This window comes from Streptomyces sp. NPDC037410 (genome assembly GCF_055602235.1).
This window is the reverse complement of sequence record NZ_JBVJWR010000004.1, coordinates 120,048-141,777: the sequence shown is the minus strand read 5'-3', so window position 1 is coordinate 141,777 and position 21,730 is coordinate 120,048. Positions and strand designations below refer to the sequence as shown.

The following is a 21,730-nucleotide window of genomic DNA, read 5'->3' as shown; positions in this document are numbered from 1 at the left end:
CCGGCCTCGTCCTACTCGGTGGCTCGTTCGGAGGGCTGCTCGGCGGGCTGCTCGCCGTCCTGTTCGGCGGCCCAGCGCTGAGCGAGCGCCGCGGCCTTGCGGGCGGCCTCGGCGACGGCCTCGGCCCCGCCCTCGCCTCCCGCGCGGGCGGCCGCGTAACCGACCAGGAAGGTGGTCAGGGGCGCGGCGGGGCGGGCCACGCCGTGGGCGGCGTCACGGGCGAGGTCGAGCAGCACGCCGGTGTCGACGTCCAGTTCGATGCCCAGTTCGTCTTTGACTGCGGTGATCCATTCATCCAGCACGGTCCCATGCTCCCTGATGCGCGCCCGGGCCGTGGCGATGTCGTCCCAGGTGTCGCAGTCGAAGGAGGCGAGGGGGCCCGCGGCGACCCGGGTGAGGCTCAGTCCCCCGGTGAGGAGACGCAGCGGACCTCCGGCGAGGGTGCCGCGCCGGCCGGCGATGAGAGCCAGTTCACGCAGGAGCGGGGTGCGGCGGTACGCGGCGACGAGCGGCTGGTCCCGGCCGCCGGCGTCGGTGAGGAGCGCGGCCTCGGCCGCGGGGGCCGCGTCGAACGCGTCGAGGAGGCGCCGGACGGTGGCCCCGTCCAGGAAGGGCAGGTCGGCGGAGAGGACGAGGAGGACGTCGGCGCCGGTCTCCCGTACGCCGGCGTCGAGCGCGGCCAGCGGCCCGCCGCCGGGCGGGTCCTCCCTGGTCCAGCGGACGGGGCGGGCGGTCGGGCGGGGTGCGGCGACGACCACGGTCCGGGCGGCGTCGGAGCAGGCCGCGAGCACCCGGTCGAGGAGGGTCCGGCCCCCGATCCGTACCCCGGGCTTGTCGGAGCCGCCGAGGCGCCGAGCGGCTCCCCCGGCGAGCACGACGGCGTCGTATGCGGTGGTCACCCCAGCAGTATGGGCCGCGGGGGGACACGACCGACGGGCCCGTCTCCCTTGCTGAGACGGACCCGTCGGCGGCGCCGGCGGACGGCCGCACCGGGTGGGGGTCCGGTGCGGTCGTCCGGTGCGGAAGTCCGGCGCGGGCGTTTGGCGCGGGCGTTTGGCGCTGGCGTCCGGTGCGGATGTCCGGCACGGACGTCCGGCACGGATGTCCGGCGCAGGCGTCCGGCGCGGACGTCCGGCAGGCGTCCGGCGCGGCCGTGACGCGTCAGACCGTGCGGAGCAGGACCGCAGGCTGCTCGACGCAGTCCGCCACGTACCGCAGGAAGCCGCCCGCCGTGCCGCCGTCGCAGACGCGGTGGTCGAAGGTGAACGACAGCTGCACCACCTGACGGACGGCCAGTTCGCCCTGGTGGACCCAGGGCTTGGGGATGATCCGGCCGACGCCGAGCATGGCGGCCTCGGGGTGGTTGATGATCGGCGTGGAGCCGTCGACCCCGAACACCCCGTAGTTGTTCAGGGTGAACGTGCCGCCGGTCAGATCGGCCGGGGTGATCGCACCCTGCCGGGCCGCCTCCGTCAGCCGGGCGAACTCCTCCGTCAGCGACTCGGCCGTCCTGGTCCCCGCGTCCTTGACCACGGGCACGACGAGCCCGCGCGGGGTCTGGGCGGCGAAGCCGAGGTGCACGGACGGCAGCCGGACGATCTCCCTGGCGGCGGTGTCCACCGTGGAGTTGAGCTCGGGGAACCGGGCCAGGGCGTGGACGCAGATGCGCGCGAGGAGCGCGAGCAGCGAGATCTTCGGCCCGCCGGCCGCGTTCATCGCGGACCGTGCCGCCATGAGCTCGGTCGCGTCGGCGTCGACCCAGCAGGTCGCGTCGGGGATCTCCGTACGGCTGCGGGACAGCTTGTCCGCGACCGCCCCGCGGACCCCGCGCAGCGGGACCCGCTCACCGGCCGCGACGCGACCCACCGCAGGGGCAGGGGCGGGCGCCGGGGTGGCGACCGGCTGCTCCAGGGCCGCGAGGGCCAGCTCCACGTCGGCCCGCAGGATCAGCCCCTCGGGCCCGGATCCGTGCACCTCCCGCAGGTCGAGGCCCCGGTCACGGGCCAGCTTCCGCACGAGCGGCGAGATGACCGGCACGGGACCCACGGGCCCGGCGGCCACCGGAGCGGCCACCGGAGCGGCGACCGGCGTCGGAGCGGCCACGGGAGCAGGAGCCGCCACCGGAGCCGGCGCGGCGACCGGCGCCTGGGCTGCAGCGGCCGCCGGGTTCGCGTGCCGCACCCGGCGGCGGCGGGCGGCGGGCCCGGCCGTGCCGTAGCCGACGAGCACATTGCCCGAGTACTCCGAGGAGACGGCCGCACCGGCGTCGGCCCGGCCCGCTCCCGGAGCGGCCTCCGCGAGCTCCTCCGGCGCGCCCGTGCCGCCGACGGCGACCGTCAGGAGCGGGGCGCCGACGGGCAGTTCGGTGCCCTCCTCGCCGAACCGGGCGGTGACGACACCGCCGTACGGGCAGGGCACCTCGACCATGGCCTTGGCCGTCTCGACCTCGACGACCGGCTGGTCGATGGCGACGACGTCGCCGACGGCGACCAGCCAGCGCACGATCTCGGCCTCGGTGAGCCCCTCACCGAGGTCGGGCAGCTTGAACTCCAGGACCTGTGCCATCAGCTCCCCGCCTCCCACTGCAGTCGCGCCACCGCGTCCAGGACCCGGTCCACGCCCGGCAGGTGGTGTCGTTCCAGCATCGGCGGCGGGTACGGGATGTCGAAGCCCGCGACCCGCAGCACCGGCGCCTCCAGGTGGTGGAAGCAGCGCTCGGTCACGCGCGCGGCGATCTCCGCGCCGGGGCCGCCGAAGCCGGTCGACTCGTGGACGACGACGGCCCGGCCGGTGCGCCGCACGGAGGCGCAGACGGTCTCGTCGTCGAACGGCACGAGCGAGCGCAGGTCGACGACCTCCAGGTCCCAGCCCTCGGCCTGCGCGGCCTCGGCCGCCTCCAGGCAGACCGGCAGCGAGGGGCCGTAGGTGATCAGGGTGGCCCCGGTGCCCCGGCGGCGCACGACGGCCTTGCCGATCGGCTCGACGGGCGCGGGCGCCTCGGGGGACCAGTCGGACTTGGACCAGTAGAGCCGCTTGGGCTCCAGGAAGACCACCGGGTCGTCGGAGGCGATGGCCGCGCGCAGCAGCCCGTAGGCGTCCTCGACGGTGGCCGGGGTGACGACGTGCAGGCCCGGCGTGGCCGTGTAGTAGGCCTCGGAGGAGTCGCTGTGGTGCTCGACGCCGCCGATCCCGCCGCCGTACGGGACGCGGATGACGATCGGCATCGGCATCGCGCCGCGGGTGCGGTTGCGCATCCTCGCCACGTGGGAGATCAGCTGCTCGAACGCCGGGTAGGCGAACGCGTCGAACTGCATCTCCACGACCGGCCGCAGGCCGTACATGGCCATGCCGACGGCCGCGCCGAGGATGCCCGCCTCGGCCAGCGGGGTGTCCGTGCACCGGTCCTCGCCGAACTCCTTGGCGAGCCCGTCGGTGACCCGGAAGACGCCGCCGAGGGTGCCGACGTCCTCGCCCATCACATGGACGGTCGGGTCCTCGGCCATCGCGTCGCGCATGGCGCGCTGGAGCGCCTGCGCCATCGTGGCGGGCTTCGGCTTCGCGGCGTTCCCGCCGGCCTTGGCGGCCGCGGGGCCGGTCGTCGCGGTCGTCATCACGCCTCACCCTCGGCTTCGAGCTCGGCGCGCAGCTGCGCCGCCTGTTCGCGCAGCTGCGTCGTCTGCTCCGCGTAGACGTGGGAGAAGAGCTCCATCGGGTCGAGCACCGGGTCGGCGTTCATCCGTTCGCGCAGTTCCGCCGCCATCGTCTCGGCGGCCTCGGCCGCCGCACGTCTGCCGTCCTCGTCGAGCAGGCCGCGCTCGGTCAGTTCCCGTTCCATGAGGAGGACCGGGTCGTGCGCCCGCCAGGCCTCGACCTCGCCGGCCGTGCGGTAGCGGGTCGCGTCGTCGGCGTTGGTGTGGGCGTCGATCCGGTAGGTGACCGCCTCGACGAGGGTGGGTCCGCCGCCGCGCCGCGCGCGGGCCACGGCCTCGGTGAGCACCTGGTGGACGGCGACCGCGTCGTTGCCGTCGACGAGCCGGCCCGGCATCCCGTACCCGACGGCCTTGTGGGCGAGGGAGGGGGCGGCGGTCTGCTTGGCGAGCGGTACGGAGATCGCGAAGCCGTTGTTCTGGACGAGGAAGACCACGGGGGCCTGCCAGACGGCGGCGAAGTTCAGCGCCTCGTGGAAGTCGCCCTCGCTGGTGCCGCCGTCGCCGACCATGGCGAGGGCGACGACGTCGTCGCCCTTGAGGCGGGCGGCGTGGGCGAGGCCCACGGCGTGCGGGAGCTGGGTGGCGAGGGGCGTGCAGAGCGGCGCTATGCGGTGCTCGCGCGGGTCCCACCCGGTGTGCCAGTCGCCGCGCAGCAGGGTCAGCGCCTGGACGGGGTCGAGGCCCCGGGCGACGGCCGCGAGGGTGTCGCGGTACGAGGGGAAGAGCCAGTCCCGCTCCTCCAGGGCGAGGGCGGCGGCGATCTCGCACGCCTCCTGGCCGGTGGTGGAGGGGTAGACGGCGAGGCGGCCCTGCTTGGTGAGGGCGGTGGCCTGCGTGTTGTACCGGCGGCCGCGGACCAGCTCCGCGTAGAGCCGGAGCAGCAGCGCGGGGTCGGCGTCGGCCACGGCGTCCGTGCCGAGCACGCGCAGCGGCTCGGCCTCCGGCAGCAGCGGGGCGGGGTCGGTGCGCGGCTGCCAGGCCGGCGGCGGGGTCGGCCGGTAGGCGGGAACGGCACCGGGCGGCTCTTGGACTGTCGAACTGCGCTGTTGCAACGAGTCCACCTCCTCGTGGGAGCGGGCATAAGACCCGAAGGCGGGTGGCGCGAGTGTGGCGCGCCTCACCTACCGATTGTTCGGTCGTGGAGGCATTTTGGCTACAGGCACCTCCAGCCTGTGGACAAACGGTTCTCCACAGCCTGGGATAAAGGCAGGACGTCCACCGGAGAGAGGCGGGGGCACATGGCGGATGAACAAATGGCCGAGGACTGGGAGCAGGTCGTCGCCCCGGGACCGGCCGCGGGACTCCCCGGCATTCCCGCGCGCCCCCTGGACGCCATCGACCGCGACATCCTGCGGATCCTGCAGACGGACGGCCGCGCATCGATCCGCTCCGTGGCCGAGCGGGTGCACGTCTCCCGTGCCAACGCGTACGCGCGCATCAACCGGCTCATCGACGACGGGGTGATCCGCGGCTTCAGCGCGCGCGTGAACCACGAAAGGGCGGGGCACGGCGCCTCCGCCTACATCACGCTCAAGATCGTCCAGAACTCGTGGCGGACCGTGCGCGAGCAGCTCCAGTCCCTGCCGGGAGCCGCGCACATCGCCCTGGTCAGCGGCGATTTCGACGTCCTGCTGCTCGTCCACACCCCCGACAACCGGACCCTGCGCGAGCTGGTGCTCACCAAGCTCCAGTCGATCCCCGAGGTGCTCTCCACGCGGACGCTGCTGGTCTTCGAGGAGACGGACCTGGACCCCGACCACCGCGACCCGGGCCGCTGAGCCCTCACTGGGCCGTACGGGGGACCAGAGAGGGCTCGTACGAGGGATTCGGCGGGGATTCAGCGGGGACGGCACAGGGAAGGCCCGTACGAGGCCTCAGCGGGCCGTGCGCAGCCCGTCGAAGGCCAGGTGGACGACGGTCTCGGCGAGCTGCTCGCGCTCCGCCGTCGCGTCCGGGTGCGGCCGGTACCACTCCACCAGCGAGTTGATCATGCCGAAGAGGAGCCGGGTCGCGAGCCGGATGTCCACATCGGCCCGCAGGTCGCCCTCGGCGGCGGCGGCCTTCAGCAGATCGGCCACCCTGTGGTCGAACTCGCGGCGCCGCTCCATCGCCCACCGCTCGGTGGCGGTGTTCCCGCGCACCCGCAGCAGCAGCGTCACGTACGGCAGCTCCGCGATCAGCACCTCGACCGTGCGGCGCGTGACGTACTCGACCCGCTCGACGGCCTTGCCGCGGCCGGCGCCCGGCTCGTCGAGGATCGCGAAGAGCCCGTCGAGCGCCCGGCTGACCGCGCGCCGCAGCAGCTCCTCCTTGCCGGCCACGTGGTGGTAGATCGAGGACTTCGAGATCCCGGCCGCCTTGGACAGGTGCTCCATGGACGTGCCGTCGTAGCCGCGCTCGTTGAAGACCCCCACCGCCACCGTGAGCAGCGTCTCGGGCGTGTACGTGTCGCGCTTCGCCGTGGTCATCAGGAGTCCCGCCCTTCCTCGGCGTATCCCAGGCGGGCGGTGGCCAGGCTGGGCGCGTACCGCCCCGTCGGGTAGCACTCGTGCAGGGCGGAGAGCAGATCGCGTACGCGCGCGTGGCCCACGTTCCCGGCCCACTCCAGCGGGCCGGCGGGGTAGTTGACCCCGAGCCGCATGGCCGTGTCGACGTCCTCGGCGGTGGCGACGCCCCGGTCGACCGCGTCGGCCGCGAGGTCCGCGAGCATCGCGACCGTACGGGCGACGATCATGCCGGGCACGTCGCCGATGACGGACACCTGCTTGCCGAGTGCCTGGAAGAGGCCCACGGCCTCGGCGAGGGACTCGGCCGAGGTGTGCTCGCCGGTGGACAGCACGATGCGGGTCGCGCGCGCGTAGTCCAGCGCGAGGTCGAAGTAGATGATCTCGTCGGTGGTGTACTCGAAGGCGGTCTCGCCGTCGGCGAGGCAGAGCCGGGCGCCGCCGGGCAGCAGGACGTACCCGTTGCCGCCCTTGCGCCGGACCGTGATCCCGGCCTCCTCGAAGAGCCCGATCAGCGGCTCGGCGGGCCCCAGGTCGCCGCGTACGGCGACCCGCTCGGGCGCCTCGGCCGGCGGCGCGGTGTGCGGTTCGGGCCGCTCCGCCCCCTCCGCGTACGAGAACCAGCCGTGCCCCGACTTGCGGCCGAGCCGCCCCGACTCGACGAGCCGGCGCTGCGCGAGCGAGGGGGTGAACTTCGGGTCCTGGTAGAAGGACTCCCACACCGACCGGGTGACGGCCTCGTTCACGTCCTGGCCGATGAGGTCGGTCAGCTCGAACGGGCCCATGCGGAAGCCGCCGCACTCGCGCAGGGCGGCGTCGATGGTGGCGGGGTCGGCCGCACCCTCCTCGTACACCCGGAGCGCCTCGGCGTAGAAGGGGCGGGCGACCCGGTTCACGATGAAGCCGGGGGTGTCCGCGCAGCGCACCGGCGTCTTGCCCCAGCCCTTGACCGTGTCGTACGCGCGCGTGGCGACGTCCTGGTCGGTGGCGAAGCCGCTGACGACCTCGACGAGGGGGAGCAGCGGCGCCGGGTTGAAGAAGTGCAGTCCGACGAAGCGGCCGGGCAGCCGCAGTCCTCCCGCGATGGCGGTGACGGAGAGGGAGGAGGTGTTCGTGGCGAGGACGGTGTCGTCGCCGACGATCTTCTCCAGGCCGGCGAAGAGCCGCTGCTTGACCGTGAGGTCCTCGACGATCGCCTCGATCACGAGGGCGGCGTCCGCGAGCTCGGCGGGCTCCTCGGCCGCGTGCAGCCGGCCGACGGCGGCCTCGCGGGCCGCGGCGTCGAGGCGGCCCTTCTCCACGAGCCGGTCCAGGCGGGCGGTGAGGGCGGCGACGGCCTCCGCGGCGCGGCCGGGGGCGCTGTCGTACAGGCGCACGGCGTGGCCGGCGACCAGTGCGACCTGGGCGATGCCCTGGCCCATGGTGCCGGTGCCGACGACGGCGACGGTGCGGTCCGGTCCGATGGCGGCGGTCCGGTCCTGTCCTTCGGCGGCGGTCTCACTGGTGGTCACGTCGTCGCTCCCCCTGACGGTCACGTCGGCACTCATAGGAGTGATCCTCCCCGATGGGTTTTCCACAGGATCGGCGGACCCCCTTGTCCCGACCGATCGTTCGGTTACTCTAACTCCGTACGCGTCTCCCTGCCCAGCTCGACGAGGAGTTGGTCCATCGATGGCCACCGCTCAGCTGACCACCGACCGTCTGGCCGAGAAGCACCGGTCCACTCTCGACCAGGCGCTCTCCACGATCCGCACGCGCGCCTACTGGTCGCCGTACCCCGAGCACCCCAAGGCGTACGGCGCGGACGGCTCGCTCGACGCCGCGGCGGGCCTCGCCGCCCACCAGTCCACGCTGAACACCCGCTTCGACCTCGACCAGCCCGGCACGGACGGCTGGACCGGCGGCGAGACCTCGCCGTACGGCCCGTCGCTCGGCATCGAGTACCCGCACGCCGACCTCGACGTACTGCTCCCCGCGATGCGCGCCGGCATGGGCGCCTGGCGGGACGCCGGCGCCGAGACCCGCGCCCTGGTCTGCCTGGAGATCCTCGCCCGGATCTCCGCCCGGACCCACGAGTTCGCCCACGCCGTCATGCACACCAGCGGCCAGGCGTTCATGATGGCGTTCCAGGCCGGCGGCCCGCACGCCCAGGACCGCGGCCTGGAGGCCGTGGCGTACGCGTACGAGGAGCAGACCCGCACGCCCGCCGGGCGGGCCGGCTGGTCCAAGCCGCAGGGCAAGCGCGACCCCCTGGAGCTCAGCAAGGAGTTCACCCCGGTCGGCCGCGGCATCGCCCTGGTCATCGGCTGCAACACCTTCCCCACCTGGAACGGCTACCCGGGCCTGTTCGCCTCCCTCGCCACCGGCAACCCGGTCGTGGTCAAGCCGCACCCGCGCGCCGTCCTGCCGCTCGCGCTCACGGTGCAGGTCGCGCGCGAGGTGCTCGCCGAGGCCGGCTTCGACCCGAACCTGGTCACGCTCGCCGTCGAGCGCCCCGGCGAGGGCATCGCCAAGACCCTGGCCGTCCGCCCCGAGATCCGGATCATCGACTACACCGGCTCCACCGCCTTCGGCGACTGGCTGGAGGACAACGCCCGGCAGGCCCAGGTCTACACCGAGAAGGCCGGCGTCAACACGGTCGTCGTCGACTCCACCGACGACTACAAGGGCATGCTGGCCAACCTGGCCTTCTCGCTGTCCCTGTACAGCGGCCAGATGTGCACCACCCCGCAGAACCTGCTGATCCCCCGCGACGGCATCACCACCGACCAGGGCCCCAAGTCGTACGACGAGGTCGTCGCCGACCTCGCGGCGGCGGTCGGCGGCCTGCTCGGCGACGACGCCCGGGCCAACGGTCTGCTCGGCGCCCTGGTCAACCCGGACGTGAAGGCGCGCCTTGAGGCCGCCGCCGGGCTCGGCGAGGTCGCGCTCGCCTCCCGCGAGGTGGCCAACCCGGAGTACCCGGACGCCGTCGTCCGGACGCCGGTCATCGTGAAGCTGGACGGCTCCAAGCCGGACGCCCAGGCCGCGTACTTCTCGGAGTGCTTCGGCCCGGTCTCCTTCGCGGTCTCGGTGGACTCCACCGCCGACGCCCTGGAGCTGCTGCGCCGCACGGTCCGCGAGAAGGGCGCCATGACGGTCGGCGCCTACACGACCTCGGCGGACACCGAGCGCGCGGTGGAGGAGGTCTGCCTCGAGGAGTCGGCCCAGCTCTCGCTGAACCTCACGGGCGGGGTGTACGTGAACCAGACGGCCGCGTTCTCCGACTTCCACGGCTCCGGCGGCAACCCGGCGGCGAACGCCGCGCTGTGCGACGGCGCCTTCGTCTCCAACCGCTTCCGGGTGGTGGAGGTCCGCCGCCAGGCCTGATCCAGCGGGGGTGCGGGGGCCCACCGGGCCTCCGCACCACCCTCAGGGCGCCTCGATCTCCGCGTACCGCTGCACCCAGGCGTGCATGGCGATCGCGGCGGCCGCGCCCGCGTTGATCGAGCGGGTCGAACCGAACTGCGCGATCGAGCAGACCATCTCCACGTGGGCGCGGGCCTCCTCGGTGAGCCCCGGGCCCTCCTGCCCGAAGAGCAGCACGCAGCGGCGGGGCAGCACGGTCCGCTCCAGCGGGACGGAGCCCGGCAGGTTGTCGATCCCGATGACCGGGATGCCCTCGGCCGCCGCCCACGAGGTCAGCGACTCGGTGTCCGGGTGGTGCCGGACGTGCTGGTAGCGGTCGGTGACCATGGCGCCGCGCCGGTTCCAGCGGCGGCGGCCCACGATGTGGACCTCCTTCGCCAGGAAGGCGTTGGCGGTCCGTACGACCGAGCCGATGTTGAAGTCGTGGCCCCAGTTCTCCACCGCCACGTGGAAGTCGTGCCGCCGCGTGTCCAGGTCGGCGACGACCGCCTCGCGCGTCCAGTACCGGTAGCCGTCGACGACATTGCGCCGGTCGCCGCCGGCGAGCAGCTCGGGGTCGTACCGCTCGTCCCGCGGCCACGGCTCCGGGTGCGGCCCGACGCCGATCTCGGGGCCGAACCCCTCGTCGTACTGGACCGGCTCGGGCTGTTCTTCCGTGGTGCTCACCCGACGAGGGTACGGGGACCGTGCTCCTCACCCGTACGGCGCTGCTCGGGCAGCGTCTCGTCGGAGGTCCCGGCGGAGGTCGCGTCGGAGGTCCCGTCGGCGCTCTTGTCGGGGGCCCGCTTGAGCAGCCGGTCCCTGCCCCGGACCACCCGGGTGCCCAGCCACACCAGGAACGCCGTCGGCAGGAACACGGCGTCGGCGGAGATCATCGCCAGCGAGAAGACCGGAAGCCCGAGGAGCACCGCGATCCCGGCGTGCTCGGCCATCATCACGACGAGCAGGACGTTCTTGACCTTGCGGTTGAAGAGCGTGAAGGGGAACGCGACCTGCACGATCACCGTGCCGTAGCTCAGCAGCATCACCATGACCCCGCTGGAGCCGAGCAGCTCGGAGAGGAACGGCCAGGGCGAGAAGTAGTCCAGGTGCAGCGGGTAGTACAGCGCTGTCCCCTCCTGCCAGCGCGATCCCTGGATCTTGTACCAGCCGGCCGTGGAGTAGATCAGACAGACCTCGGCCATGATCACGACGAGGACGGCGTTGTGCGCGAGGTTGGCGAGGGCGTCGAGCGCGGTGCGCGGCTCTCCGGGCGCGAGCCGGCAGACCAGCCACCACAGCCCGTTCCCGAGCCACAGCACCCACAGCAGCAGCGGCACCCACCACTCGCCGGAGACGTCGCTGAACCAGGTGGCGGCGAGGAGGAAGCCGCCGAGCACGACCCACAGCAGCGGTCCGACGACATCGCGGCGCGGCGGCTCCCCGGCGCGGGCCGCGCGCTCCTCGCGGGCCGCCCGCCGGGCGTCGAGGGACCAGACCCGGCCGCAGCGGGTGAAGACGAGGTAGATCGCGACGATGTGCAGGACGTTGTCGCCGCCGTCGCCGACGAAGACGGACCGGTTCAGCAGCGAGAGCACGCCGACCATGAAGACCACGGACACGGCCCGGGTCCGCCAGCCCACCAGGAGCAGCGCCGCGGACAGCACCGCGAGCCCGTAGACGATCTCGAACCAGAGCCGGCCGTCCGACCACATGAGCACGGTGAAGGCCCGGTTGTCGGCGATCAGCCGCTGCGCCAGCTCCCAGGACCAGGGGCCGTCGGGCCCGTACAGCTGGTGCCGGTACGGCAGCTCGCGCAGCAGGAACAGCAGCCAGGTCAGCGAGAAGCCGATCCGTACGATCGCGCTCTGGTACGGGGCGAGGGTGCGGCCCGTGACGGCCTGCACGCCGCGGGCGAGCCGGCGGTCGAAGGGTTCGCGGGCACGCGCGGGCGTGGCGCGGGTCATCGTGGCGGGGGACTCGCTCATCGGCCCGCCTCCGTGCGGCTCGTGCCGGTGCCGGTCGACCGGTCGGCCTGGGTGATCGTCCACCACGGGAAGTCGCGGTAGGAGGGGGTGGTCCGCGTCTTCTCGGTGCTCCACCGGGCGGCGGGGACGGTCCGGGAGACGGTGCGGAGCTGGATGCGCCGCACGTCGGGACCGAGGGACCCGCCGGCGGGGCCTTCGAGGGCGTCGAGCCTGAGCATCGCGAGCCGGCGCACGTACTGCTCCGAGAGGGTGCCGCGCATTCCGTTGGGGCGGTTGTCGTCGGTGTGCGTGTTCAGGAGGAAGTCCACGGCCCTGCGGAGCTGGTTCTGCTGGGCGTGGCTGGGCATCGGGTTGTGGCGGATGGCCTCGATGTCCTGGGCGGTGAGGTCGATCCAGGCGGTGGTGCGGCGTCCGCCGTCGGCGCCGGGGGTGAGCTCGGCGCGGACCTCGACGGAGAGGTTCGTCTGGAGCGGATTGGGCGCGAAGAGCTTCCAGTTCTGCTCGAACTCGGGATAGATCCAGTCGCCGACGGCCTCGCCGTGCCGCTTGGTCAGCGTGTTGGCCGGCGCCACGTGCAGGAACACCATCGCCAGGTGCACGCAGGTGAACACGGCGACGACGGCGAGCGCCACGGCGACGACGACCTGGTAGGGCATCGACAGGGCCATGATCCCGACCCCGTCGACCTTGCTCGCGGACGGCGAGCCGTGGGCTACCGGCGAGTCCTCGGCGGGGGTGACCGACGGGTCTTCGGCAGGGGCGCCGGAGGGGTCCTCAGCAGGGGCGGCTGGCGAGTCCTCGGCGGCTGTGACCGGCGGTTCCTCGGGGGGTCTGAGCCCCTCGCCACTCACCTCGACCGCGTCCTTTTCGACGTACGCGTCCATCCCGCCCCGATCCCGATCGACCCACCTCGGTTATCCACAGGGTTGACACCATACGGGCCGCCGACCCACCATTGAAGTCATTCAACCGAACGATCGGTCGGTAGGGGGTCTGATGACCGCAGTGACGGCAGGGACGGCAGGGACCACGGGCGTGCCCGGCGTGTCGGACACGGCCGCGGCGGCCGAGCAGGCCGCCTACGAGGCCGTGTTCGACGCCGCCGTCGCCGCCGACGAGCGGATCGAGCCGCGCGACTGGATGCCCGAGGCCTACCGCGCCTCCCTCGTCCGGCAGATCGCGCAGCACGCCCACTCCGAGATCATCGGCATGCAGCCCGAGGCGAACTGGATCACCCGCGCGCCCTCACTGCGGCGCAAGGCGATCCTCATGGCCAAGGTGCAGGACGAGGCCGGCCACGGCCTGTACCTGTACAGCGCGGCGGAGACCCTCGGCACCAGCCGCGACGAGCTCCTCGACAAGCTCCACTCCGGCCGCCAGAAGTACTCCTCGATCTTCAACTACCCCACGCTGACCTGGGCCGACGTCGGCGCGATCGGCTGGCTCGTGGACGGCGCCGCCATCACCAACCAGGTCCCCCTCTGCCGCTGCTCCTACGGCCCGTACGCCCGCGCGATGGTCCGGGTCTGCAAGGAGGAGTCCTTCCACCAGCGCCAGGGGTACGAGGCCCTGCTCGCCCTGTCGAACGGCACCGAGGCCCAGCACGCCATGGCGCAGGACGCGGTGGACCGCTGGTGGTGGCCGTCCCTGATGATGTTCGGCCCGCCGGACGACGAATCGACCCACACCGCGCAGGCGATGGCCTGGAAGATCAAGCGCCACTCCAACGACGAACTGCGCCAGCGCTTCGTCGACATCGCCGTCCCGCAGGCCGAGGCCCTCGGCCTCACCCTCCCCGACCCCGACATCCGGTGGAACGAGGAGCGCGGGCACTACGACTTCGGCCCGATCGACTGGACCGAGTTCTGGGACGTCCTCAAGGGCAACGGCCCCTGCAACGACCAGCGGCTGAGCAAGCGACGCCAGGCCCACGAGGACGGCGCCTGGGTCAGAGAAGCGGCGGCGGCCTACGCGGAGAAGCACACCGGAAAGCACGGGGAGGCACAGGCATGACGAGCGACAGCTGGCCGCTGTGGGAGGTGTTCGTGCGCTCCCGCCGCGGACTGTCCCACACCCACGCGGGCAGTCTCCACGCACCCGACGCGGAGATGGCCCTGCGCAACGCCCGCGACCTGTACACCCGCAGGTCCGAAGGGGTGTCGATCTGGGTCGTCCCCTCCACCGCCATCACCGCCTCCTCGCCCGACGAGAAGGACCCCTTCTTCGAGCCGGCCGCGGACAAGCCCTACCGCCACCCGACCTTCTACGAGATCCCCGAGGGGGTGAAGCACCTGTGACCGGCACCACCGACACCCGCACCGCCGCCGCGGCGCTCGCCCTCGGCGACGACGCCCTCGTGCTCTCCCACCGCCTGGGGGAGTGGGCCGGCTCCGCCCCCGTCCTGGAGGAGGAGGTCGCCCTGGCCAACATCGCCCTCGACCTCCTCGGCCAGGCCCGGGTCCTGCTCTCCCTCGTCGGCGACGAGGACGAACTGGCCTACCTCCGCGAGGAGCGCGCCTTCCGCAACAGCCAGCTCGTCGAGCAGCCCAACGGCGACTTCGCCCACACCATCGCCCGCCAGCTCTACTTCTCCACCTACCAGCGACTCCTGTACGGGCAGCTGGCCTCCGGCGACGGCCCCTTCGCCGGCCTCGCGGCCAAGGCCGTCAAGGAGGTCGCCTACCACCAGGACCACGCCGAGCACTGGACCCTGCGCCTCGGCGACGGCACCACCGAGAGCCACGAGCGGATGCAGCGGGCCTGCGACGCCCTCTGGCGGTACACCGGCGAGATGTTCCAGCCCGTCGACGGCCTCGACCTCGACCTCCCGGCCCTGGAGACCGCCTGGCTGGACTCCGTCACCGCCGTCCTCGGCCGGGCCACCCTCACCGTGCCCTCCGGGCCGCGCACCGGCGCGTGGAGCGCCGGCGCGGGACGCCAGGGCCTCCACACCGAGTCCTTCGGACGGATGCTCGCCGAGATGCAGCACCTGCACCGCAGCCACCCGGGGGCGACATGGTGACGATGACGGCCCTGGAGGAGGAACTGAGCCGCATCGCCGGCTCCGTCCCCGATCCCGAGCTGCCCGTCCTCACCCTGGAGGAACTCGGCGTCATGCGGGGCGTGCACGTCCTCGGCCCCGGCCGGGTCGAGGTCTCCCTCACCCCCACCTACACGGGCTGCCCCGCCATCGAGGCCATGGCCTCCGACATCGAGCAGGCCCTCCACGAGCACGGCGTGCCGGACGTCACCGTCGTCACCGTCCTCGCCCCGGCCTGGTCCACCGACGACATCAGCGAGGAAGGGCGGCGCAAGCTCACCGAGTTCGGCATCGCCCCACCGCGCCCCCAGGGACCCGCCGGCGGCCCCGTGCCGCTCACCCTGGCGATCCGCTGCCCGCACTGCGGATCCACCGACACCGAGCTGCTGAGCCGCTTCTCCTCCACCGCGTGCAAGGCCCTGCGCCGCTGCACCGCCTGCCGCGAACCGTTCGACCACTTCAAGGAGTTGTAGATGGAGTCCTCAGCCGCCGCACGGGCCGGGTTCCATCAGCTCCGGGTGAGCGAGGTCGACCGCCTCACGGACGACTCCGTGGCCGTCACCTTCACGGTCCCGCCCGAGCTCCACGAGTCCTACCGGCACCTCCCCGGCCAGCACCTCGCCCTGCGCCGCACCGGCGAGGAGGGCGAGGAGATCCGGCGCACCTACTCGATCTGCGCCCCCGCCGCCCCGGTCGGCGAGGACCCCGTCCTGCGCGTCGGCATCCGGCTCGTCGACGGCGGCTCGTTCTCCACGTACGCCCTCAAGGAGCTGGCCGTCGGCGACCTCGTCGAGGTCATGGAGCCGATGGGCCGCTTCTCGCTCACCCCGCGGCCCGGCCACTTCGCCGCCGTCGTCGGCGGCAGCGGCATCACCCCGGTCCTGTCGATGGCGGCCACCCTGCTCGCCCGCGAGCCGGAGGCCCGGTTCTGCCTGATCCGCAGCGACCGCACCGCCGCGTCCACGATGTTCCTCGACGAGGTCGCCGACCTCAAGGACCGCTACCCCGAGCGCTTCCAGCTGGTCACGGTCCTCTCCCGGGAGGAGCAGCAGGCGGGTCTGCCCTCCGGCCGCCTCGACCGCGAGCGGCTCGCCGGGCTGCTGCCCGCGCTGCTGCCGGTCGACACGATCGACGGCTGGTTCCTCTGCGGCCCCTTCGGACTCGTCCAGGGCGCCGAGCAGGCCCTGCGCGGCCTGGGCGTCGACCGGGGCAGGATCCACCAGGAGATCTTCCACGTCGACGACGGCTCCGCGCCCGCCCCGGCCCCCGCGGCCGACGCCCCGGCGCACGCCACCCTGACGGCCACCCTGCACGGCCGGTCCGGCACCTGGCCCGTCGAGCGCGGCGAGACGCTGCTCGACACCGTGCTCCGCGCCCGCGCGGACGCCCCGTACGCCTGCAAGGGCGGAGTGTGCGGCACCTGCCGTGCCTTCGTCGTCGGCGGAGAGGTGCGGATGGACCGCAACTTCGCCCTGGAGCCGGAGGAGACGGACGCCGGATACGTCCTGGCCTGCCAGTCCCACCCGGCCACCCCGGACGTGGAGTTGGACTTCGACCGCTGACACGTGGTGGCGCCGACGAGGTGCGGCGCCGCCATTCCCTTCCCCTAGAACCTGTTCTATCTTGACGATCCGTCAGAAGAGCACGCTCCTGGCAACGGGAAGGCAGCATCGTGGACTTCACCTTCACCGAAGAGCAGCAGGCGGCCGTCGAAGCGGCCAAGGCGGTCTTCAAGGACGTCACGCCCGACGCGGTCCCCAGCCCCGCCCTCACCCCGGGCGCCGTGGCCGAGGACCTCGACCGGCCCCTCTGGGCACGCCTCGCCGCCGCCGACCTCCTCGGCCTCACCCTGGCCCCCGAGCACGGCGGCGCCGGCCTCGACCCCGTCGCCCTCTGCCTCGTCCTGCGCGAATCCGCCCGCGCCCTCGCCCGCGTCCCGCTCCTGGAGACCAGCGCCGTCGCCCTGACCGTCGAGCGGTACGCCCACCCCCGTACGGCCGCCGGACTCCTCCCCCGTATCGCCCGCGGCGAACTCGTCCTCACCGCCGCCTCCCACGGACGCACCGGCCACGAACCCGCCGACCGCGCCGTCACCGCCCGCCGCGACCAGACCGGCTGGATCCTCGACGGCCTCCAGACCGCCGTCCCCTGGGCCCACAGCGCCGACCTCATCGCCGTACCCGCGCACACGGCGGAGGGCGGCACCGTCCTCGCCCTGCTGCCCCGCGCCCACGACGGCCTCGGCCTGACCGCCCAGTACTCCACCAACGGCGAACTCCTCGCCGAACTCCACCTGGACGAGGTGCGCCTCGACGAAGCGGACGTCATCGACGCCGACGGCGCCTGGGAGCGACTGCGCGCCCTCCTCACCACCGGGACCTGCGCGCTCGCCCTCGGCCTCGGCGAGACCGTCCTCGCCATGACGAGCCAGTACACCGGAAAACGCGAACAGTTCGGCCACCCCGTGGCCACCTTCCAGGCCGTCGCCGTCCAGGCCGCCGACCGCTACATCGACCTGCGCGCCATGGAGGCCACCCTCTGGCAGGCCGCCTGGCGCCTCTCCAGCGGAGCCGACGGACCGCTCCCCGCCGCGGGGGACATCGCCGTCGCGAAGATCTGGGCCTCCGAAGGGGTACGTCGCGTGGTGCAGACCGCGCAGCACCTGCACGGCGGCTTCGGCGCCGACACCGACTACCCGCTGCACCGCTACCACGCCTGGGCCAAACACCTCGAACTGTCCCTCGGCCCCGCCGCGGCCCACGAGGAGGCCCTAGGCGACCTGCTGGCCGCCCACCCCCTCGGCTGAGGCCCCGGTACTGCTCAGAGAACGAAAGCCGGGCTTCCGCCGTCCGTCACCATCGGGCGCCCGGCACCGTCCCAGGCCTGCATCCCGCCGTCGACGTTCACCGCGTCGAAGCCCTGCTGCACCAGGTACTGGGTGACCTGCGCCGAACGGCCGCCCACCCGGCACATCACATAGGCGCGACCGCGCTCGGCCACGGCCTCCGTCACCTCACCGAAGCGGGCCACGAAATCGCTCATCGGCACGTGCAGCGCGCCCTCGACGTGACCGGCCGCCCACTCGTCGTCCTCCCTGACGTCCAGCACCAGGGCATCGGCCGGCACGGAAGCCGCGTCCACCGAGGGCAGCGGGGAGAAATTCATGGGACAAGCCTTCTCTCGTCGTCAGCCGCCCGAAGGACCGGGCGCACGGAAAACCTACTGCACCAGACCCGCCAGCTCGCTCTCCCGCTCGGAGACCTGCGCGAGCAGCTGCTCGGCGATCTCCTCGAGCAGCTGGTCCGGGTCGTCCGGCGCCATCCGCAGCATCGCGCCGATCGCGCTCTCCTCCAGCTCGCGCGCCACCGCCGACAGCATGTCCTTGCGCTCGGCCAGCCACTCCAGGCGCGCGTACAGCTCCTCGCTCTCGCTGAGCCGCTCCTCAGCCGGCACCGGTCCGGCCTCCCACTCCGCGGACAGCTCCCGCAGCAGCGCCTCGTCGCCCCGGGCATAGGCGGCGTTCACGCGCGTGATGAACGCCTCGCGCCGCTTCCGCTCGTCCTCCTCGCGCGCCAGGTCGGGGTGGGCCTTACGGGCCAGCTCGCGGTAGAGCCTGCGGGCCTCCTCACCGGGCCGGACCCGCTTCGGCGACTGCACGGGCCGGTCGGTGAGCATCGCGGCGGCCTCGGGGGAGAGGCCGTCGGTGTCGATCCAGTCGTTGAACAGCTCGTCCACACCCGGCATCGGCAGCACCGCCGCGCGCGCCTCCTGCGCCCGCCGCAGATCCTCGGGATCCCCGGTACGCGCGGCCCGTGCCTCGGCGATCCGCGCGTCGAGCTCGTCGAGCCGCGCGTACATCGGCCCGAGCTTCTGGTGGTGCAGCCGCGAGAAGTTCTCCACCTCGACCCGGAAGGTCTCGACGGCGATCTCGAACTCGATCAACGCCTGCTCAGCCACCCGCACAGCCCGCTCCAACCGAGCCTCAGGCCGCTCCTCCTCGGACTGCGCGCCGACGACCTGCGAGTCCCCGGGCAGCGGGTCCGGGCCCTGCTCGGCCCCGACCTGCGGTTCCCCAGACGACTGGTCCCCGGGCTGCTGGTCCGCGATCTGCGGGTCCCCAGACGACTGGTCCCCAGGCAGGGGCTCCGTGCCCTGCTCGGCCCCGACCTGCGGGTCCCCAGACCCGGACCGCTCGTCCACGGGCTGCTCGGCCTCGGACCGGTCGTCCCCGGGTCCCTCGTTCACACCCTGGTCCACGCTCACGTCCACGCCCGCCAAGTCCTCGTTCCGCCTCGTCCCGTCCAGCCTACGGTCCTCCGGGGGGGGGCTCCCCCCCCTCCCTCCCCCTCCCTCCCCGCCCCCCGATTCCCCCTTCAGACGTCAGCCAGACGTCGGACAGACGTCAGACGCCCAGTTCCGCCGCCACGCGCCCCGTGCGGACCGCCGAGAGCAGGTCGGCGTGGTCCGCGGTGGTGCGGTCCGCGTAGGTGACGGCGAAGGAGGCGACGGCCTCGTCGAGCTCCTCGTTCTTGCCGCAGTAGCCGGATATCAGGCGCGGGTCGGCGCTGTGGGCGTGCGCGCGGGCGAGCAGGGCGCCCGTCATCCGCCCGTAGTCGTCGAGCTGGTCCTCGGTGAGGGCGGCGGGATCCACGCTGCCCTTGCGGTTGCGGAACTGGCGCACCTGGAACGGGCGCCCCTCGACCGTGGTCCACCCCAGCAGGATGTCGCTCACGACCTGCATGCGCTTCTGTCCGAGCACCACGCGCCGCCCCTCGTGGCCGGCGTCCGGCACGGTGAACCCGGCGGCCGGCAGATGCGGCAGCAGGGCCGACGGCCGGGCCTCCTTCACCTGGAGCACCAGCGGCTCGCCCCGGTGGTCGAGTAGCAGCACCACGTAGGAGCGGGTGCCGACGCTCCCGGTGCCGACCACCCGGAAGGCCACGTCGTGGACGGCGTACCGGGCGAGGAGCGGCAGTCTGTCCTCGGACACGGTGTCCAGGTACGCGCCGAGGGCGTCGGCGACCGCGGCCGCCTCGGCGTCCGGGACCCTGCGCAGCACCGGGGGAGCGTCCACGAACCTGCGGCCGCCTCCCTCGGCGTCCGCCACGGCTTCGGTCGACCGGGCCGCGAACCGGGCACTCGTGTTGTTGCGGGCCTTGGCGGAGACCCGCTCCAAGGTGCCGAGGAGGTCGCGGGCGTCGGTGTGGGAGACGAGTTCCTCGTCGGCGATGGCGTTCCAGGCGTCGAGTGCGGGCAGCCGGGCGAGCAGGCGCATGGTGCGCCGGTACGCGCCGACGGTGTCGAACGCGGCGGCCCGGCACAGGTCCTCGCTCGCCCCCACTTCCCGCCCGGCGAGGACGAGGGAGGTGGCGAGCCGCTTGAGGTCCCATTCCCAGGGGCCGACGACGGTCTCGTCGAAGTCGTTGAGGTCCATGACGAGCCGGCCGCGCGCGTCGCCGTAGAGGCCGAAGTTGGCGGCGTGCGCGTCGCCGCATATCTGGGCGGCGATCCCGGTGACGGGTGTCCCGACGAGGTCCTCGGCCATCAGCCCGGCGGAGCCGCGCAGGAACGCGAAGGGGCTCGCCGCCATCCTGCCGACCCGTATCGGCGCGAGCTCGGGGACCCGGCCCCGGTTCGACTCCTCGACGGCGCGCACGGCGTCGGGGCGGTCGGCGGCGAGGGCCGGCCGGTCGTGCGAGGAGCGGGGCACTCGCTCGCGGAGCTGCTTGCCGCGGTCCCTGGGGGAGACCCCGGTGCCGGGCGCTATGCGGCGCGCGAACCCCGCCACGTGCGGGACGCGCGCCCCGTCCTGCGTTCCGTCCGTACCCCGCTGTCCTGGCACGACGGCCCGGATCTCGTCCATGGGACGCCCTCCCCCGATGCGATGTCCAACATCATCCGGCCCCGACCGTACCGCCGTTCCCGATCGACCGTCTCCCCCTGTGGACAACCCACCCCCGAGCCTGTGGACAACTGTCTCCGGGCCTCGCCCTCAGGCCCCGTCGTCAGACCGCGACGGCCTCCTCCAGCTCCTCCTCCACGTCCTGGGCCTCGGCCCTGACCTGGGCAGCTGCGCCGGCGTCGGCGCCCGTCTTCCTCCGCCGCGCCTCCGTGAGTCCGGCGAGGGCGAGCAGCGCGACGCCGGCGAGGAGCCAGAGGGCGAGGACGAGGACGTTCCCGCCGAGCCCGTGGCCGTCGAAGTAGACGTGGCCGCGTACGCCCTCGACGAAGCCCGCGCCGTTCCAGAAGGCGTGCAGCGCGCCGAAGAAGCCGGGCTGGAGCTCGGGCCGGTAGATGCCGCCGGAGCTCGTGAAGTTGAGCATGACGAAGAGGACCATCACGCCGAGCGTGGTCCAGCGGCGCAGGAAGGTGTGCAGGCCGACGCCGACGGCGAGGATGCCCGCCGCGTACAGCCAGGACATCGCCCACACGCCGCCGAGGCCCTGGTCGACGAGGTGGAAGACCGGCCCGGCGAAGAGGGTGCCGATGAGGCTGACGACGAGCGACATGCCGGCGGCGAGGAGGGCCCTGAGCCGCAGGGGCAGGACGGCTCCGGCGCCGCCGATGACGGCGACCGAGGCGTAGGCGCCGATGCTGAGGGCGACGAGCAGGAAGAAGACGCCCTGGCCGGTGGGGTCGCCGGAGGCGGTGGGGGCGATGTCGGTGACCTTGAGCGGCGCGTCCTGCGCGGCGGCGACCTTGGTGAACACCTTCTCGACGGCCATGGCGCTGGTGTCGGAGGAGGCCGAGGCGACGAGCAGTTCGGGCTTCTCGCCGGGGACGTACGCGCCGAAGCTGCGCTGTTCGCGCAGTGCGGAGACGGCGGTGCCCCGGTCGGCGACGGTACGGACGTCGAGGGCGCCGGCGCCCTTGTCGTGGAGCGTCTGTGCGAGGACCTGCGTGGTGGGGCCGGAGCCGATGATGTCGACGCGCAGGTCGTGGGGTTCGGGCGCGTGGAAGGCGCCGAGGTAGGCGAGAGCCATGCCGACGCACATCAACAGGGGGGTGAGCAGGTGCCCGAGGACATGCCGTACCGCACCGCTGGTGTTCGGTCCTGCGGACACCGAGACCTCCATGGTTGGCTTTTACAACTAATGAACC

General features: G+C 73.2%; 21 protein-coding genes. 8 read left to right on the top strand and 13 right to left on the bottom strand.

The window, feature by feature from the left end; all coding sequences use genetic code 11:
- Positions 1 to 11: 11 nt before the first annotated feature.
- The 4 genes from ACZ7HT_RS08220 to pdhA all read right to left on the bottom strand — a co-directional run bounded on the left by ACZ7HT_RS08220 (position 12) and on the right by pdhA (position 4,771).
- A complete protein-coding gene (locus ACZ7HT_RS08220) occupies positions 12 to 899 on the bottom strand; it encodes an NTP transferase domain-containing protein (RefSeq protein ID WP_471161443.1) in 888 nt (295 codons plus the stop codon).
- 262 nt (positions 900 to 1,161) lie between these two features.
- Positions 1,162 to 2,565 carry a dihydrolipoamide acetyltransferase family protein gene (locus tag ACZ7HT_RS08215; RefSeq protein WP_471161440.1) on the bottom strand — a complete coding sequence of 468 codons (1,404 nt, stop codon included), beginning with the start codon at positions 2,563 to 2,565 and terminating at the stop codon, positions 1,162 to 1,164.
- Positions 2,565 to 3,611, bottom strand: a complete 1,047-nt coding sequence (locus ACZ7HT_RS08210) for an alpha-ketoacid dehydrogenase subunit beta (protein ID WP_471161437.1) — start codon at positions 3,609 to 3,611, stop codon at positions 2,565 to 2,567. Before ACZ7HT_RS08210 ends, ACZ7HT_RS08215 begins: the two co-directional genes overlap by 1 nt.
- On the bottom strand, positions 3,611 to 4,771 hold the full coding sequence (gene pdhA, locus ACZ7HT_RS08205; protein ID WP_471162157.1) for a pyruvate dehydrogenase (acetyl-transferring) E1 component subunit alpha: 1,161 nt from the start codon (positions 4,769 to 4,771) through the stop codon (positions 3,611 to 3,613). Before pdhA ends, ACZ7HT_RS08210 begins: the two co-directional genes overlap by 1 nt.
- 177 nt (positions 4,772 to 4,948) lie before the next feature.
- Between pdhA and ACZ7HT_RS08200 the strand changes: the two genes are divergently transcribed.
- Positions 4,949 to 5,488, top strand: coding sequence for an Lrp/AsnC family transcriptional regulator (locus tag ACZ7HT_RS08200; RefSeq protein WP_471161434.1), 540 nt, complete (start codon positions 4,949 to 4,951; stop codon positions 5,486 to 5,488).
- Positions 5,489 to 5,584: 96 nt separating this feature from the next.
- Here ACZ7HT_RS08200 and ACZ7HT_RS08195 read toward each other — a convergent pair whose 3' ends face one another.
- On the bottom strand, positions 5,585 to 6,178 hold the full coding sequence (locus tag ACZ7HT_RS08195) for a TetR/AcrR family transcriptional regulator (protein WP_471161431.1): 594 nt from the start codon (positions 6,176 to 6,178) through the stop codon (positions 5,585 to 5,587).
- A complete protein-coding gene (locus tag ACZ7HT_RS08190) occupies positions 6,178 to 7,761 on the bottom strand; it encodes a 3-hydroxyacyl-CoA dehydrogenase (RefSeq protein WP_471161428.1) in 1,584 nt (527 codons plus the stop codon). The genes ACZ7HT_RS08195 and ACZ7HT_RS08190 overlap by 1 nt, the downstream gene beginning before the upstream one ends.
- Before the next feature lie 124 nt (positions 7,762 to 7,885).
- Here ACZ7HT_RS08190 and paaN point away from each other — a divergent pair, with 124 nt between their 5' ends.
- Positions 7,886 to 9,583: a phenylacetic acid degradation protein PaaN gene (paaN, locus tag ACZ7HT_RS08185; RefSeq protein ID WP_471161425.1), complete on the top strand. Its 1,698-nt coding sequence runs from the start codon at positions 7,886 to 7,888 to the stop codon at positions 9,581 to 9,583.
- Positions 9,584 to 9,625: 42 nt separating this feature from the next.
- Here the strand turns inward: paaN and ACZ7HT_RS08180 are convergent, their stop codons facing one another.
- The 3 genes from ACZ7HT_RS08180 to ACZ7HT_RS08170 are packed head-to-tail and all read right to left on the bottom strand — an operon-like array spanning position 9,626 to position 12,473.
- Positions 9,626 to 10,288, bottom strand: a complete 663-nt coding sequence (locus ACZ7HT_RS08180) for a TrmH family RNA methyltransferase (protein WP_471161422.1) — start codon at positions 10,286 to 10,288, stop codon at positions 9,626 to 9,628.
- Positions 10,285 to 11,589: an HTTM domain-containing protein gene (locus tag ACZ7HT_RS08175; protein WP_471161420.1), complete on the bottom strand. Its 1,305-nt coding sequence runs from the start codon at positions 11,587 to 11,589 to the stop codon at positions 10,285 to 10,287. The genes ACZ7HT_RS08180 and ACZ7HT_RS08175 overlap by 4 nt, the downstream gene beginning before the upstream one ends.
- On the bottom strand, positions 11,586 to 12,473 hold the full coding sequence (locus ACZ7HT_RS08170) for a DUF5819 family protein (RefSeq protein ID WP_471161417.1): 888 nt from the start codon (positions 12,471 to 12,473) through the stop codon (positions 11,586 to 11,588). Before ACZ7HT_RS08170 ends, ACZ7HT_RS08175 begins: the two co-directional genes overlap by 4 nt.
- A 112-nt stretch (positions 12,474 to 12,585) precedes the next feature.
- Between ACZ7HT_RS08170 and paaA the strand changes: the two genes are divergently transcribed.
- The 6 genes from paaA (at position 12,586) to ACZ7HT_RS08140 (ending at position 17,435) form a co-directional block, all read left to right on the top strand.
- Positions 12,586 to 13,602: a 1,2-phenylacetyl-CoA epoxidase subunit PaaA gene (paaA, locus tag ACZ7HT_RS08165; RefSeq protein ID WP_369145269.1), complete on the top strand. Its 1,017-nt coding sequence runs from the start codon at positions 12,586 to 12,588 to the stop codon at positions 13,600 to 13,602.
- Positions 13,599 to 13,886 (top strand): 1,2-phenylacetyl-CoA epoxidase subunit PaaB, encoded by a 288-nt coding sequence (gene paaB / locus ACZ7HT_RS08160; protein WP_116160023.1) that lies wholly within the window; start codon positions 13,599 to 13,601, stop codon positions 13,884 to 13,886. Before paaA ends, paaB begins: the two co-directional genes overlap by 4 nt.
- Positions 13,883 to 14,611 carry a 1,2-phenylacetyl-CoA epoxidase subunit PaaC gene (gene paaC / locus ACZ7HT_RS08155; RefSeq protein ID WP_471161413.1) on the top strand — a complete coding sequence of 243 codons (729 nt, stop codon included), beginning with the start codon at positions 13,883 to 13,885 and terminating at the stop codon, positions 14,609 to 14,611. The genes paaB and paaC overlap by 4 nt, the downstream gene beginning before the upstream one ends.
- Positions 14,605 to 15,102, top strand: coding sequence for a 1,2-phenylacetyl-CoA epoxidase subunit PaaD (paaD, locus tag ACZ7HT_RS08150; RefSeq protein ID WP_471161410.1), 498 nt, complete (start codon positions 14,605 to 14,607; stop codon positions 15,100 to 15,102). The genes paaC and paaD overlap by 7 nt, the downstream gene beginning before the upstream one ends.
- A complete protein-coding gene (locus ACZ7HT_RS08145) occupies positions 15,103 to 16,191 on the top strand; it encodes a 2Fe-2S iron-sulfur cluster-binding protein (protein ID WP_471161408.1) in 1,089 nt (362 codons plus the stop codon).
- Between the two features lie 110 nt (positions 16,192 to 16,301).
- Positions 16,302 to 17,435, top strand: a complete 1,134-nt coding sequence (locus tag ACZ7HT_RS08140; RefSeq protein ID WP_471161406.1) for an acyl-CoA dehydrogenase family protein — start codon at positions 16,302 to 16,304, stop codon at positions 17,433 to 17,435.
- Positions 17,436 to 17,449: 14 nt separating this feature from the next.
- On the opposite strand, the gene ACZ7HT_RS08135 is transcribed toward ACZ7HT_RS08140, so the two are convergent.
- The 4 genes from ACZ7HT_RS08135 to ACZ7HT_RS08120 form a co-directional block, all read right to left on the bottom strand.
- A complete protein-coding gene (locus tag ACZ7HT_RS08135) occupies positions 17,450 to 17,794 on the bottom strand; it encodes a rhodanese-like domain-containing protein (protein ID WP_471161403.1) in 345 nt (114 codons plus the stop codon).
- A 54-nt stretch (positions 17,795 to 17,848) separates the two neighbouring features.
- Complete coding sequence (locus tag ACZ7HT_RS08130; protein WP_471162154.1) at positions 17,849 to 18,664, bottom strand: hypothetical protein; 816 nt, start codon at positions 18,662 to 18,664, stop codon at positions 17,849 to 17,851.
- Positions 18,665 to 19,031: 367 nt separating this feature from the next.
- On the bottom strand, positions 19,032 to 20,492 hold the full coding sequence (locus tag ACZ7HT_RS08125) for a DUF2252 domain-containing protein (protein ID WP_471161400.1): 1,461 nt from the start codon (positions 20,490 to 20,492) through the stop codon (positions 19,032 to 19,034).
- A 142-nt stretch (positions 20,493 to 20,634) separates the two neighbouring features.
- Positions 20,635 to 21,693: an ABC-2 transporter permease gene (locus ACZ7HT_RS08120; protein WP_471161397.1), complete on the bottom strand. Its 1,059-nt coding sequence runs from the start codon at positions 21,691 to 21,693 to the stop codon at positions 20,635 to 20,637.
- Positions 21,694 to 21,730 lie beyond the last annotated feature (37 nt).